Annotated in this window: 12 protein-coding genes; all 12 read right to left on the bottom strand. The window is 72.0% G+C overall.

Annotation, left to right across the window (positions count from 1 at the left end; genetic code table 11):
* Positions 1-36: 36 nt before the first annotated feature.
* The gene (locus FIP57_RS12580; RefSeq protein ID WP_203231195.1) at positions 37-1,275 is read right to left on the bottom strand and encodes a multidrug effflux MFS transporter; all 1,239 of its coding nucleotides are present in this window, start codon (positions 1,273-1,275) and stop codon (positions 37-39) included.
* A gap of 114 nt (positions 1,276-1,389) precedes the next feature.
* Positions 1,390-2,763, bottom strand: a complete 1,374-nt coding sequence (locus FIP57_RS12575) for an MmgE/PrpD family protein (RefSeq protein ID WP_148573810.1) — start codon at positions 2,761-2,763, stop codon at positions 1,390-1,392.
* Positions 2,760-4,145, bottom strand: a complete 1,386-nt coding sequence (locus tag FIP57_RS12570) for an MmgE/PrpD family protein (protein ID WP_148573809.1) — start codon at positions 4,143-4,145, stop codon at positions 2,760-2,762. Before FIP57_RS12570 ends, FIP57_RS12575 begins: the two co-directional genes overlap by 4 nt.
* A complete protein-coding gene (locus FIP57_RS12565) occupies positions 4,142-5,500 on the bottom strand; it encodes an FAD-dependent oxidoreductase (protein ID WP_148573808.1) in 1,359 nt (452 codons plus the stop codon). The genes FIP57_RS12570 and FIP57_RS12565 overlap by 4 nt, the downstream gene beginning before the upstream one ends.
* Positions 5,497-6,264 (bottom strand): SDR family NAD(P)-dependent oxidoreductase, encoded by a 768-nt coding sequence (locus tag FIP57_RS12560; RefSeq protein ID WP_148573807.1) that lies wholly within the window; start codon positions 6,262-6,264, stop codon positions 5,497-5,499. Before FIP57_RS12560 ends, FIP57_RS12565 begins: the two co-directional genes overlap by 4 nt.
* On the bottom strand, positions 6,261-6,998 hold the full coding sequence (locus FIP57_RS12555) for an SDR family NAD(P)-dependent oxidoreductase (RefSeq protein WP_148573806.1): 738 nt from the start codon (positions 6,996-6,998) through the stop codon (positions 6,261-6,263). The genes FIP57_RS12560 and FIP57_RS12555 overlap by 4 nt, the downstream gene beginning before the upstream one ends.
* A 14-nt stretch (positions 6,999-7,012) precedes the next feature.
* Positions 7,013-8,095 (bottom strand): alkene reductase, encoded by a 1,083-nt coding sequence (locus tag FIP57_RS12550; RefSeq protein ID WP_148573805.1) that lies wholly within the window; start codon positions 8,093-8,095, stop codon positions 7,013-7,015.
* Positions 8,092-8,805 carry a GntR family transcriptional regulator gene (locus FIP57_RS12545; protein WP_148573804.1) on the bottom strand — a complete coding sequence of 238 codons (714 nt, stop codon included), beginning with the start codon at positions 8,803-8,805 and terminating at the stop codon, positions 8,092-8,094. Before FIP57_RS12545 ends, FIP57_RS12550 begins: the two co-directional genes overlap by 4 nt.
* Positions 8,798-10,279, bottom strand: a complete 1,482-nt coding sequence (locus FIP57_RS12540) for an aldehyde dehydrogenase family protein (protein WP_148573803.1) — start codon at positions 10,277-10,279, stop codon at positions 8,798-8,800. Before FIP57_RS12540 ends, FIP57_RS12545 begins: the two co-directional genes overlap by 8 nt.
* A 47-nt stretch (positions 10,280-10,326) precedes the next feature.
* Entirely contained in the window at positions 10,327-11,436 is a 1,110-nt protein-coding gene (locus tag FIP57_RS12535) for a Zn-dependent alcohol dehydrogenase (protein ID WP_148573802.1), read from the bottom strand.
* A 32-nt stretch (positions 11,437-11,468) separates the two neighbouring features.
* Positions 11,469-12,512: an ABC transporter permease gene (locus FIP57_RS12530; protein WP_148573801.1), complete on the bottom strand. Its 1,044-nt coding sequence runs from the start codon at positions 12,510-12,512 to the stop codon at positions 11,469-11,471.
* Complete coding sequence (locus FIP57_RS12525) at positions 12,509-14,080, bottom strand: sugar ABC transporter ATP-binding protein (RefSeq protein WP_148573800.1); 1,572 nt, start codon at positions 14,078-14,080, stop codon at positions 12,509-12,511. Before FIP57_RS12525 ends, FIP57_RS12530 begins: the two co-directional genes overlap by 4 nt.
* Between the last annotated feature and the right edge of the window lies 1 nt (position 14,081).

The raw sequence follows: 14,081 nt of genomic DNA, 5'->3' as shown, positions 1-14,081 counted from the left end.
GGGGTGTCAAGGAGCGCTCCCCGACCCGGGGATCGGTCAGGCGGTGACGACGGAAGGCCTCGGCCGCAACACCAGCCGGACCAGGACCGCGGCGAGCAGGAGCGCGCCGGAGATGGTCGCGGCCATCGGCACCGCGGAGCCCGCCTCGCCGAGCCCGGTGAGCGGGGCGATCGCCGCCCCGACCGCGAACTGCGCGGCGCCGAGCAGGGCCGCGGCCGCGCCGGCACGCTGCCCGTGCGGGGCGAGGGCGAGCGCGGTGGCGTTGGGGCCGCAGAGCGCCACGGTGGCCAGCACCAGCCAGATCGGCACCACGATGCCGAGCAGCCCGCCGGTGCCGGTGACGGCGTCGAAGAGCAGCACCGCGCCGCCGAGCGCGGCCACCGTCAGCGCCGCGGTCAGGATCGTCTCGGGGCGGAACCGCCGCAGCAGCGCCACGTTGAGCTGCGAGGAGACGATCAGGCCGACAGCGCCGACGCCGAACAGCAGCGCGAAGGTCCGCGAGTCGACGCCGAAGCCGTCCTGGAGGACGAAGGAGGCGCCCGACACATAGGCGAAGACCGCGGCCATCGTCAGGCTCGCGATCGCCATGTAGCCGACGAGCGACGGGTCGCGCAGGAGCACGCCGTACCCCTGGAGCGTCGAGCGGACGCCGGGCGCGGCCCGGCGCTCGGCGGGCAGGGTCTCCTTGAGCCCGACCGCGGCGACCACGGCGAGGACCACACCGAGCCCGGCGAGGACGAGGAACATCGTCCGCCAGGAGCCGACCTCGAGGACCGCGCTGCCCAACGAGGGAGCGAGCACTGGTGCCAGCCCCATCACCATCACGAGCCGGGAGATGACCGCCGCGGCGGCGCGGCCGGTGAAGAGGTCACGCACGACGGCCATCGCGACCACGGCCGCGGCGGCTGCCCCGATGCCCTGCAGGACCCGGAGCACGTCGAGCACGAGGATCGACGGCGCCACCGCGCAGAGCAGCGAGGCGACGACGCTGAGCGTGATCCCGATGAGCAGCGGGCGGCGCCGGCCGTAGACGTCGGTGAGCGGGCCGATGAGGAGCTGGCCCACGCCGAGGCCGACGAGGATGCCGGTGAGCGTGAGCTGCACGGCGGACGGGCTCGCGTCGAGGTCGTCGGTGAGCTCGGGAAGGGCCGGCAGGTAGAGGTCGATGCTCAGCGGTCCGAGCGCGATCAGGCTCCCCAGCAACAGCACCACCCGCCAGGGGCGCGTCGGAGCCACCGGCTCGGTGAGCTCCGGTGCGGGCGGTGCGACGGTCACGGTGCGTCCTCTCCTGGCGCCGCGGTCGGACGCACGAAGGTTGAGAACACAAGGATCGGCGGATCTGTTCCCTGGACGGCACGGCTCGCGTACTGCCGGCGCGTCCCCGGGTGCTCAGCCGCGCCGGAGCAAGCCCGCGAGACGGTTCACGTCGGGGCTCTCCGTCTCGACGACCTCGGCGACCAGACGGTCGACCACCTCGGGCGCCAGTCCGCCGACGCTGAAGTTGCTGCGCGCCTTCGCCACGACCGCCTCGGGAGCGACCGGCCGACCCGCTCCGCCGAGCACGTCGTCGACCGAGGCCTCGACCGTGCGACCGTCATGCGTGGTGACCGACAGCCGTGCGGGGAACACCGCTGGGAAGCCGGAGTCGTCCCAGAGCTCGTGGGTGACCCGCAGCGCCAGGTCCAGCCGGTCACCACCGATGGGCTCGTCGAAGAGAGCGAGGCCGACCTCGCCGTCGACCACGCGCGCGGCGAGGACGTACGGCAGGCTCCACCGCACGTCGTGCGGGGTGGCGGGACGCTGCCGTGCCGGCCACGGGTCGGCGATGATCGGCGCGGCGCCGCGGGGGACGTGGCAGTGGACGGACGCGACCTCGTCGGGCGCGATCCCGGTGTCGAGGGCGTTGCCCAGCGCCTCGACGAACGGGTGGATGAAGTGGCAGCAGGGGATCAGCTTGAAAGCGGCGTCGGTGAGGTGCCACCGCTCCCCCAGGTCCGACAGCTCCACGCGGAGCCGGTCGGGAGCACCGGCATCACCGGCGTACAGCTGGAAGAAGCCGTACTTCCCTTCCAGCACGCCTTCGGGGCCGGTCATGCCGCCGCGGGCCAGCTCAGCCGCCCAGAGTCCCGAGTGCGCTGCCCAACCGGGCTGCCCTGCCTTGACGGTGTCGCCGGCCTCGAGGAAGGCGAACGTGCCGCCGGGCTGGCTGCCGGCGATCCCCAGCGCCTCGACGAGGGTGTCCTGCGGGTCCTCGTGGAGCAGCCCCGAGACGAGCGCAGCGGCGAAGGGACCTGCGGCCGACGTCGTCTGGAAGCCGCGGGCCTGCAGCGTGCCGGGGCTGGCCAGCCCCATGCGGACCAGGAGCTCCCACCCCAGGGTGAAGGCCGAGAGCAGGTCGGCGCCGTCGGCGTCGACCTCCTGCGCGACCGCCAGCGCAGCGGCGGCCACGGTGCTGCTGCCGTGCATCACCGACGCGACGTGGGTGTCGTCGTACTCGAGCGAGTGGATCAGCGAGCCGTTGACGAGGGCCGCGACGGGCGCGGTCGTGGTGGTGCCAATGCCCAGGACCGTCGAGCGACCGCCCGGGTGACCGGCCGCAATCCGGGGCAGCTCGCGTAGCGGCCCACGGGCGGCGCCGGCCACCCCCACACCGAGCGCGTCGAGCAGGTGGAGCCGGGCGGCGGCCAGCACCTCGTCGGGCAGCTTCCGGTGCACCCCGGTTGCCCGCTCGACGAGCTCACGGCTGAGGGAGCGGCCGGTCATCGCAGCGCCTCGGTCAGCAGCTCGCCCCAGCCGGAGGTGGGTACGGCCGGCTCCAGCACCAGCGAGCGTGCGACCTGCTCGAATCCCGGCGCCGCGGTGCTCGTCAACGCCGCGACCTTGTCGAGCACCTGCGACTCGTCGAGAGGCCGGTCGGGGCCCCCGACTGCGCTGAGGCAGGTGGCCTCGTGCGTGGTGCCGTCGGCGAGTCGGAGCGTCACCCGCGCGGGGCGGTCGTGCGGTGCTGCGGGCAGTGGCTCGAACGGCTCCAGCCGGACCCGCTCGCGCACCCGGGCGAGGGCGGGCTCGTCGAGCAGCGGAGCGTCGAACACGGAGGGATCGGTGCGACCGGTGGAGAGGACGGCGGCGACCACGTGCGGGAGCGAGAACTTGCCGGCGAGCGCTGTGTCCGGGGCGCGGTTGTCGAGCGGGTACGCCAGCGGGTGCGTCGCGACGACGACCTCGTCCACCTCGTCGGTCGACCGGCCGGCCAGCGCCCTCGTGCTCAGCTCGAGGGACGCCTCGAGCGCCGAGTGCGTGTACTGACAGGCGGCGTAGACCTTGTGGTAGCCGTCCAGGATCGCCCACGAGTCGAAGGCGCGGTCCAGCTCGCCATCCGAGATCTGGTGGCCGTAGCCGGTCGCGAAGGTGTCCCAGGCGCTGGAAGGCTCGCCGCCGAGCCCGGCGACGGCGAAGTCGGCTGCCATGAACCCGAGGACGGCTCCTGCAGCCGGCCACCCGTTGCGGACCTGGGCACCGGTGACGGCGTGGCCGAAGGGTCCCGCCATCGACATCGTCGCGGCGACGTCCGCCGCGCGGAGCACGGCCTCGGCGTCGCGCGTGCGGAGCCAGGTCAGCCCCGCTGCGGCCCCGATCGGAGAGAGGGTCGCGTGCGGGTGCAGGACGAGCGGGCGTGGCGGTGGGAGGACGCGCGCGAAGGCGGTCACGACCTCGTAGCCTACGACGGTCGCGCTGAGCACCTCCGCGACGGAACGGCCGGTCGCCTCCGCCTCGGCAGTGACCGCCGGCACCGTGTAGAGACCGCCGTGACACGTCGCAGGGCGGTATCCCTCGTCGAGCTCGTCCCACGCCGCCGCGGCGGCGTTGATCGCCGCGGCCTGCTCGCGCGCCACCCGGACGCCCGACAGCAGGCTGGCCTCCGCGGCACCCCCGCGCGCCACCGCGCCGTCCACGAGCGTGCGGATCTCGGGGTGGGCGTGACCGGCGACCATCGCGGCCAGGTCGTCCACCACCACGAGCGCCGCCTTGCGCCGGACCGGCCCGTCAGCCAGCAGCGCCGTCGGGTCGACGTCGGAGATCCGCGTGGTGAGCCTCGCCCGCCACTGCTGCCACCGCTCGACCGGCAGGTCGGCCCGCTGGGTCATGACGCGGCCGCCGCTGCTCCCGCCAAGCGGCCGAGTCCCACGGCCGTGAGCAACCCGTTGCCGGAGGAGTAGCCCCGACCACCGTGGTGCCCGCTGACGCCGGCAGCGACCCCGCCGACGGCGAAGAGCCCCGGCACCGTCGCCCCGCCCTCGGTGAGCACCCGGCCGTCGAGGTCGACGTCGAGCCCGCCCTGGGTGTGGAACAGCCCGGGGGTGACGCGCGAGGCGACGTACGGCGGCTCCAGGGGGGCGATGCCGAAGTCGGTGCGCCCGAACGCGTCGGGACGGTCACCCCGCGCCGCCGCGGCGTACGCGTCGAGGGTGGCGCGCAGGGCGTCCACCGGAGCGCCGGTCACCGAGGCGAGCTCCTCGACCGTGGCGCACTCGCGTGCTCCGCCCATCTCGACCAGGTCGGCGAACTCGTCCTCGCGCAGCGTGATGTCACGGATCCGGGCGTCGTAGACGGCCCAGATCGGCGCAGTGCCCTTGAGCACCTCGGTGGCGAAGCCGGAGTAGCCCACGATCTCGTCACCGAGCCGTGACCCGGTCGCGTCGACGATCACGCCACCCTTCTCCTGCGTGGTCCACGACAGGATCGAGCCGTGGGGGTAGGCGACGGCGGCGTAGCCCTGGTACGCCGCCTGGTTGCACAGCCGGCCACCGAGGGCGACCCCCCACTCGATGGCCTCACCGGTCGAGCCGTGCGCGCCGAAGTACTCGAGCCCGACGAGCTCGGGAGCCCACTGCGCCAGCAGCTCCCGGTTCGCGGCGTAGCCGTTGGCAGCGAGGACGACCGCCTTCGAACGGATCTCGTAGCGCCCGCTTCGGGGCCCGTCGACGACGACGCCGACGACGGCCCCGTCCTCCACGACCAGCTCGACCACGGGGTTGCCGGTCACCACGTCGACTCCCGCGCGTTTGCAGGCGGCGACCAGGTCGTTGCTCAGGTCGATGCCGCGCCGCGAGCGCGGAGCGTGCAGCCGGGTCACCGAGTGGCCGACGTGCTTGTAGTCGGTGATCAGCGACAGGGCGACCCCGTGGTCGTCCACCAGCCACTCGACCAGCGAGGCCGACGTCTCGGCAAGCCGACGGGTGAGGTGCTCCGCCTCGTGGGGGCCGCTCTGCCGGAGCAGATCGGCGGTCATCCGCTCGGGGTCGTCCTCGACCCCGGCCTCCCGCTGGAAGCGTGAGCCCGCCGCGGGGATCGACCCCGTGGAGAGGGCGGTGTTGCCGCCGGGGTTCTCCAGCTTCTCGAGCACGACCACGGAGGCCCCGGCGTCGGAGGCGGCGAGGGCGGCGGTGAGGCCGCCGCCCCCGGCACCGACCACGACCACGTCGACGTCGACGCCGCTCATGCCGTGGGAACCTTCGCCAACAGCCCGCCGTCGACCAGGACCGAGGTGCCGGTCACGAACGACGCGTCGTCGGACGCCAGGTAGGCGATCGCAGCCGCCACGTCCGCGGGGGACCCCATCCGGCCGATCGGTGCGGCAGCTGCGGCGCCGGCCGCCGCCGCGTCGGGATCGTCCTGCGCGTCGAAGTAGCCTTGGAGGTTCGGCGTCAGGATGAACCCGGGGCACACCGCGTTGACCCGGATGCCGTGCGGGGCACCGTCGAGCGCCATCGCCTTGGTCATCGCCAGGACGGCGCCCTTCGACGCGACGTACGCCGCGTCCTGCGGGAAACCGGCGAAGGACGCAGTGGAGGCCAGGGTCACGATCGCCCCGCCGCGGGCGGTCATCGCCGGCCAGGTCAGCCGGTTCAGCAGGTAGATGCTCGTCAGGTTGACGTCCATCTGGCGGTGCCACTCCTCGGGGGTCAGGGCGTCGAGCGCCCCGACGACGGTGATGCCGGCCGCGTGCACGACGACGTCCGGGGCGCCGTGCTCCTCGAGCAGTCCCGGGACGTTGGCGTCGACCTCAGGCTGCGACGCGACGTCGAACGCGGCCGTCACGGCGCCGTTCCCGGCCGCGGCCGCGGCCTCGGCCAGCCGCTCCTTGTCGCGGCCGAGCAGGACCACCTTGGCGCCCTCCGCGGCGAGCCGCTCGGCGGCGCCGCGGCCGATGCCCGAGCTCGCACCCGAGACCCAGGCGACCTTGCCGTCGAACCGCCGGCTCATGCGTCACCGCCCATCGGCAGGGCCGGCTCGCCGGCGGTCCAGCCGCCGTCGACGGCCATGACGACGCCGGTGACGGCGGACGCCCACGGTGAGGCCAGGAACGCGATGGTGCGGCCGATCTCCTCGGGCTCGAACATCCGGCCGAGCGGGACCCGCCGCGACACCGCCGCGTCGAGCTCCGGGGTCATCTGCTGCTTCGCCATCGGGGTCAGTGTGAACCCCGGGCAGACCGCGTTGACGCGCACGTTGTCCGCCGCCCAGTCGATCGCGAGCGAGCGCGTCAGCGCGGCGACGGCGCCCTTCGACGCCGAGTAGGCCGACTGGTCCGGCAGGCTCACCAGGGCGGCCTGCGAGGCGACGTTGACGATCGCGCCCGCGCCGGTCGCCTTCAGCGTCGGGAACAGCGCCTTGGCGCAATTGAAGGAGCCCACCACGTTGACGTCGTACGTCTTCCGGAAGTCCCCTGGGTCCACCTCGTGGGCGGGCAGGTTGGGGGTGATCACGCCCGCGCAATTGACCAGGATGTCGACCTTCCCGTGCTCGGCGACAGCCGCGTCGGCCGCCTTCTGGACCGAGGAGAGGTCACGGATGTCGGCGCCGACGACGCCGGGAGCGTCATGGAGGTCCCACGCCACCACCGTCGCGCCCGCGTCCCGCAGCACCTCGACCGTCGAGGCGCCGATGCCGGAAGCGCCTCCGGTCACGACGGCCACCTTGCCCTTCAGATCCACCATTGCCGCACTTCCTTTCAGCAGGACGAGCTGATGCTCGGGTAGTCGATGTAGCCGCGGTCGGCACCGGTGTAGAACGTGTCCTCGTCCCACTCGGCGCGCTCGATCCCGCGACGCCAGCGCTCGACGAGGTCAGGGTTGGAGATGAACAACCGGCCGACGCTGACGAGGTCCGACGCCCCCGACTCCACGATCGGCGCGACCTCGTCCAGCTCGCTGGAACCGAGGTAGCCGGTGTTGATGACGTAGCTGGTCGGCCACCGCCGCCGGAGCTCCTCGTGGAGCGTCGACGTCCGGCCCCGGAGCGTGTGCAGGTACGAGAGCCGGTCGCCCGCGAGCTCGTCGACCAGCGCGAGGTACGTGTCCTCGTTGCCGCGGTCCTTCATGTCGTTGAACTGCCCCCCGGGCGAGATGCGGAGCCCGACGCGGTCGGCCCCGATCCGCTCGGCGCAGGCCCGGGCGACCTCGACGACGAAGCGCGCCCGGTTCTCCGGACTGCCGCCGTACCGGTCGGTGCGATGGTTGGTGCCCGGCGACAGGAACTGGTGGAGCAGGTAGCCGTTGGCGCCGTGCAGCTCGATCCCGTCCGCACCCGCCGCGATCGCGCGTGCAGCGGCTTGCGCGTGGTCCTCGATGGTCTGCGCGATCTCGTCGAGCGTCATCGCTCGCGGCTCGGGCACGGGCTCCACCACGGACCGGTCGATCGTCTCGACCTCGAGGTCCGGGCGCACCGCGCTCGGCGCCAGCTGAGGGGTCGCGACCGGCCTGACGCTGGGGTGCCCGACCCGTCCGGTGTGCATCAGCTGGATGTAGATCCGACCGCCGGCCTCGTGCACGGCGTCCGTGACCCGCGCCCACTGGGCCTGCTGTGCGTCGGTGTGGATCCCGGGGGTGCCCGGGTACCCCTGGCCCTGCACGCTCGGCTGGGTGGCCTCGCTCACGATCAGCCCGGCCCCCGCGCGCTGGCGGTAGTAGTCGATCGCGTAGTCGGGCAGGACGCCCTCGACGTCCGCGCGGTTGCGCGTCATCGGAGCCATCACGACCCGGTTCGCCAGCTCGATCGAGCCGAGCTTCCACGGCGTGAAGATCGTCTGAGTCATCGTGAACCCTCTTCCGAGTCGTGACCCTCGGCCACCTGGAGCAGCTGCATCGTGTTGTGGAGCGAGGCCGTGAGGTGCCGCCGCATGGCGGACCGGGCACCTTCCGCATCACGGGCCGTGAGGTGCGCGATGAGCTCACGGTGCTCGTCCACGGCCTCCCTGGCCCGGGCGCCCGTGGCACCGGAGCGCGACCGCGGGAGCCGCAGCTCGACGTTGACCTGCGCCACCGCTTGCTGGAGCCGCCCGTTGCCGGACTCGCGGACGATCAGCGTGTGCAGGTCGAGATGGTCGAACGGCGTCGGCGTCGGCCCTTGCGACATCTCCGACATGGAGGCCTCCTGGAGCCGCACCAGCTCCTCGAGCCCCGCATCGCTGATCCGCTCGGCGGCCAGCTCGGCTGCGTGGCACTCCAGCGCGATGCGGACCTCGAACAGCTCGCGGACCTCGCCCAGGTCCAGCCTCCGCACGAACGCCCCGCGGTGCGACTCCAGCGTGACCAGCCCGGCGTGGGCGAGGCGCTGCAACGCCTCGCGGACCGGGCCGCGGCTGACACCGAGGTCCGCTGCGATCTCGACCTCGTTCAGCCGCGACCCCGTGGGCCGCTCCCCTTGCACGATCTGCTCGCGCAACCGGGCCTCGACCCGGTCGGCCAGCGTCAGGTTGCTCCTGTCGATGGGCGAGACTCCGTCGAGACGGAACGTCTCAGCCATCGATCCTCACGCAGACGGTCTTGACGTCGGTGTAGTCGTGCATGACGTCATGGCCCATCTCGCGTCCCCAGCCGGACTCCTTCATGCCACCGAAGGGCATCGACGGGTCGAAGACGCCGTAGGAGTTGACCCACACGGTGCCTGCCTGGAGACGGGCGGCCGTCCGGTGCGCCGTCGCGATGTCCTTGGTCCACACCCCCGACGCGAGGCCGTACCGGGTGTCGTTGGCCTGGGCGACGACCTCCTCGATGTCCTTGAAGCGGTTGGCGACGACGACCGGGCCGAAGATCTCCTCCTTGACGATGCGCGCGTCCGGCGCAGCGCCCGCGAAGATGGTGGGCTCGATGAAGTAGCCCTTCTCGCCGATCCGGGCGCCGCCGGTGACGACCTCGCCCTCGTTCTTGCCCACGTCGAGGTAGCCGCTGACCCGCTCGAAGTGCTCGAGGCTGGCGACCGGGCCGATCTCGGTCTGCGGGTCGAACCCGTCGCCCACCTTGATCTGCCGGGCCTTCTCCGCCATGCCGGCCACGACCTCGTCGTACACGTCGTCGTGGACGTAGAGCCGGGAGGCAGCAGCGCAGGCCTGTCCGGCGTTGAAGAAGATGCCGGCCGACGAGCCCGCGATGGCGGCCTCGATGTCGGCGTCGGGGAAGATGATGTTGGCGCTCTTGCCGCCGAGCTCGAGCGTGACCCGCTTGAGGTTCCCCTTGGCAGCGTCGAGGATCCGGCGGCCCGTCGCGGTCGACCCGGTGAACGACACCTTGTCGACGAGCGGGTGCTCGGCCAGCCGCTGCCCGACGGTCGGGCCGTAGCCGTTGACGACGTTGACCACGCCCGGCGGGATGCCCGCCTCGAGGCAGAGCTGTCCCAGCCGCAGCGCCGACAGCGGCGTCGCCTCGGCCGGCTTGAGCACCACCGTGTTGCCCGCGGCGAGAGCGGGCGCCATCTTCCAGGAGGTGATCACCAGCGGGAAGTTCCACGGCACGATGAGCCCCACCACGCCGAGCGCCTCGCGGCGCGTGTAGGTGTGGTACTCACCGGGGGCCGAGATCGGGATGACGGAGCCCTCGAGCTTGGTCGCGAACCCCGACATGTAGTGGAACAGGCCGGCCGCGGACGGGACGTCACCGGCGGTGGCGAGCGAGTACGGCTTGCCCTGGTCCAGGGTCTCGATGCGTCCCATCTCCGCGGCGTCCGCGAGCAGCAGGTCACCCAGGCGCCACAGGGCGGCCGCGCGCTCGCTCGGCTTCATGCGCGGCCACGGTCCGTGGTCGAACGCCTGCCGCGCGGCGGCGACCGCGCGGTCGACGTCCGCCGCGGAGCCCAGGGCCACCTGGGTGATGACCTCGCCGTTGGACGGGTTGATGGTGTCGAACGTGCTGCCGTCGAGGGAGTCGACGAACTCACCGTCGATCAGCAGCTTGGTGTGCTCGATCGGTGCGGTGACGTCGACGGTGGGCTCGGTGATGGTCATGCGAAGGATCTCCTGGTCTGTGGTGCGACGATCGGTGCTCGTGCGGCTCAGTGCTCGTGGACGACGACGCCGCGGATGTTGCGCCCCGCGTGCATGTCCGCCACGGCCTCGTTGATCTCGTCGAGCTTGTAGCGGCGCGTCACCAGCTCGTCGAGCTTGAGCGAACCGTCCTTGTACATCTGCAAGAGCTTGGGGATGTCGGCGGTGGGGTTGCAGTTGCCGTACATGACGCCCTGGAAGTGCTTGGCGAAGTTGGTGAAGTCCTGCGGGCTGATCGCGATCCCCCGCTCCGCCTGGCCGACGGACACGAGGACGCAGGTGCCGGCCTTGCCGACCGCGGCGAACGCGTCACCGATGATGTCGCCGTCGACCCGGCCCACGGTGATCAGGGCGACGTCGACGCCCTGGCCGTTGGTGAGGTGGTCGATGCGCTGCTGCGCCTCCGGGATCGAGGTGTAGGCCTCGGTCGCGCCGAAGTCGAGCGCCCACTTGTGCTTCTCCTCCACGGGCTCGATCACGATGACGTGGTCGGCGCCCGCGTGACGCGCACCCTGCACCGCGTTGGCCCCGACGCCCCCGAACCCGAGGACCAGGACGACGTCACCCGGCTTCACGCCACCGTTGACCGCAGCGCCGTACCCGGTCGCGACACCGCAGGAGACCAGGCAGGCCAGCTCGAACGGGATGTCGTCCGGCAGCTTGACGGTCTGCATCTCGTGGCACACCAGGTAGTTGGAGAAGGTGCCCAGACGCGTGACGCCACCGACCTTGTTGCCGTCGGCGTCGTGGAAGTGGGGGTTGCCGTCCATCCCCATGCCGGTCTCCATGCCGGCACCGTTGTTGCAGATGTACTGCATGCCGCGGGCGCAGTAGACGCACTGGCCGCAGGCGGGGATGAACAGGGTGCTCACGTGGTCGCCGACCTTGACGCGGGTCACCTTCGAGCCCACGGCCTCGACGATCCCGGCGCCCTCGTGGCCGCCGACCATCGGCAGGTCGACCGCCAGGTCCCCGGTGACGAAGTGGTCGTCGGAGTGGCAGAGCCCGCTGGCCATGACCTTGATGCGGACCTCGTTCTCGCCCGGCTCGTTGAGGTCGAGCTCCTGGACCTTCCACTCCTCGCCGATCGCGTGGATGACTGCTGCACGAGTCTTCATGGTGTTGCCTTTCGGTGTGTGAGGAGCAGGGGTCAGGCCGTGACAGCCGGACGGACCTCGGCCCGCCGACGGCGCTCGCCGCGGCTCTTGACGAGCTTGGACATGACGACGGCGATCACGAGCGCTCCGCCGTAGAAGAGCTGCTGGACGTACTGCTGGGCGCCCATGAGCTGCAGGCCGGTGATCCCGGTGACGAGGAAGTAGACCGCGATCAGGGTGCCCCACGGGTTGAAGCGGCCGATCTTGAGCACCGTCGAGCCGAGGAAGCAGGCGGCGAAGGCCGGCAACAGGAACGCGGCGCCGGAGACCGGGTCCGCGCTCGCGGTGGTGCCGGTGTAGACGACGCCCGCCAGCCCCGCGATGCCACCCGAGATGATCATCGCCGTCCAGCGCAGCCCCGCGACGTTGACACCGTTGAGCCTGGCCACGTCACGGCTCTGCCCGGCGAACAGCAGCCGCTGGCCGAACGCGGTGTGGTCGAAGACGTACCAGACGACCACGCACAGGGCCAGTGCGTAGTAGAAGTCCAGCGGGATCGAGAGGAAGGGCTGGGTCAGCATCACGTCGGACAGCGAGCGGTCGACGCCGGTGATCGTCACCGAGTTGGAGATCTGGTAGATGAGCCCCTGGACCACGGTGCCGATGCCCAGCGTCACGATGAACGGGTCGATGTCGAAGCGGGTGATGATGAACCCGTTGACGACGCCGACGAGCATGCCGGCGATGATCGCCGCGAGGACTGCGGCCCAGATGTTCCAGCCCTTGTTGACGTTCAGCACCGCGACGACGACCGCGGCGAGGTTCAGGGTGGAGGCCACCGACAGGTCGTAGTCGCCGGCCCGCAGCGGCACGATGAGCCCCAGCGCCAGCACCAGGAGTGTCGCCTGCGAGCCGAGCATGTTCGACACGTTCGCCGTGGTCGGGAAGGTGTCCGGGACGATCAGGCTGAAGACCAGGAACAGCAGGACCCACACGCCGAGGAGCGCGAAGCGCTCCGGTTCGGCGGGCCGCTTGGCGACGTCGCGCCGCGCGTCGTTGCTGCCCTGCGGGGTCGAGGTCGTGGGTGTGGTGGTCACGAGGCTTCCTCTGCGTAAACGGCGGACGCGAGCGCGTCCTTGGTGATGGCGTCCCCGTGGAGCTCGGACTGGATCCGCCCCTCGTCGAGCACGATGACCCGGTCGGCCATCTCGACGAGCTGCTCGTAGTCGGACGTGGCGCACAGGACCGACATGCCGTCGGCCACCGCGGCGCGGATGAGCTTGAAGATCTCGCGGCGGGCACCGATGTCGACGCCCTGCGTGGGCTCGCTCAGCAGCATGACCTTCGGCTGGGTGTCCATCCACTTGCCGAGGAGCGCCTTCTGCTGGTTGCCCCCGCTCAGGTGGCCGAACTGTGCGGCCGGCCGTGGCGGCACGACATTGAGCCGGTCGCAGGCGTCCTGCGCCTGCTGCTCGATGCCCTTCCAGTCGATCCGGAACCCCTTGGCGCGCCGGGTCAGGAACGGGAGCGACATGTTCTCCATGACGCTGAGGTCGAGCACACCGCCCTGCCCCTTGCGGTCGGCCGGGATCAGGATGACGCCGCGGCGCATCGACTCGGCCGGCGAGAGCCGCGAGACGACGGTCCCGTCCTGGACGACCTCGCCGGCACGCGCGGGACGCGCGCCGTACAGGAGCTCGGGGAGCTCCTCGAAACCGGAGCCCGCCAGCCCGGTCACGCCGACCACCTCGCCGGCGTGGAGGTCCAGGTCGAGCCCCGCCACCCGGTTGCCCGTCAGGCCGCGCGCCGACAGCAGCGGCGGACGGTCGTCGCGGACGACGGCCGCCCCCTTGGCGACGTGCTCGTCGCGGGCGCCGAGGATCAGCTGCACGAGGTCGTCACGGGTGGAGCCGGCGGTCTTCCGGGTGCCGGCGGTGACGCCGTTGCGGAAGACCGTGACACGGTCGGTGACCTGCAGGATCTCGTCGAGGTCGTGGCTGACCAGGAGCACCGCGTCGCCGTTGGCGCGCAGCCGGTCCAGCAGGGCGAACAGCAGGCCGACCTCGTGACGCGGCAGGAAGACGGTGGGCTCGTCCAGGACGAGGATCTGCCCGTGACGCGAGGAGTCGCTGGTGCGCTCCTGTCCACCGACAGCGCGGACCACGGCGACCATCGCCCGCTGCACCGGGGTGAGCATGTCGATGGTGGCGTCGACGTCGACCCGCACGTCGAACCGGTCGAGGAGGTCGCGCACGCGTCGGCGCTCGCTCCTCCAGTCGACCCGTCGGAGCCCACGCGCGTCACCCGCCGAGTCGAGGGCCATGTGCTCGAGCACCGTGCCGGCAGGAGCGAGGCCGAGGTCCTGGTGGACGAACCCCATGCCCTCGTCCCGCAGGCCGCGCGGCCCGAAGGGGCTGCGCCGCTCGCGGCCGTGGATGCTCACCGAGCCGGCGTCGGCGTCGTGGAAGCCGGCCAGCACCTTGATCAAGGTGGACTTGCCGCTGCCGTTGGCGCCGAGCAAGCCGTGGACCTCACCCGCCCGCACGTCGAGATCGACGCCGCGGAGGGCCGGCACCCCGTTGAACGCCTTGTGGAGGCCGGTGACCCGGAGCAGGGAGGCGGGGGTGACCGCCCCCCTGCTCGTCGCCGTCTGCATGTCGGACATG

Source organism: Nocardioides caldifontis, from assembly GCF_008087345.1.
Classification (GTDB): Bacteria; Actinomycetota; Actinomycetes; order Propionibacteriales; family Nocardioidaceae; genus Marmoricola_A; species Marmoricola_A caldifontis.
The sequence above is the reverse complement of the archived record's forward strand: the minus strand, read 5'-3'. Positions and strand labels throughout refer to the sequence as shown.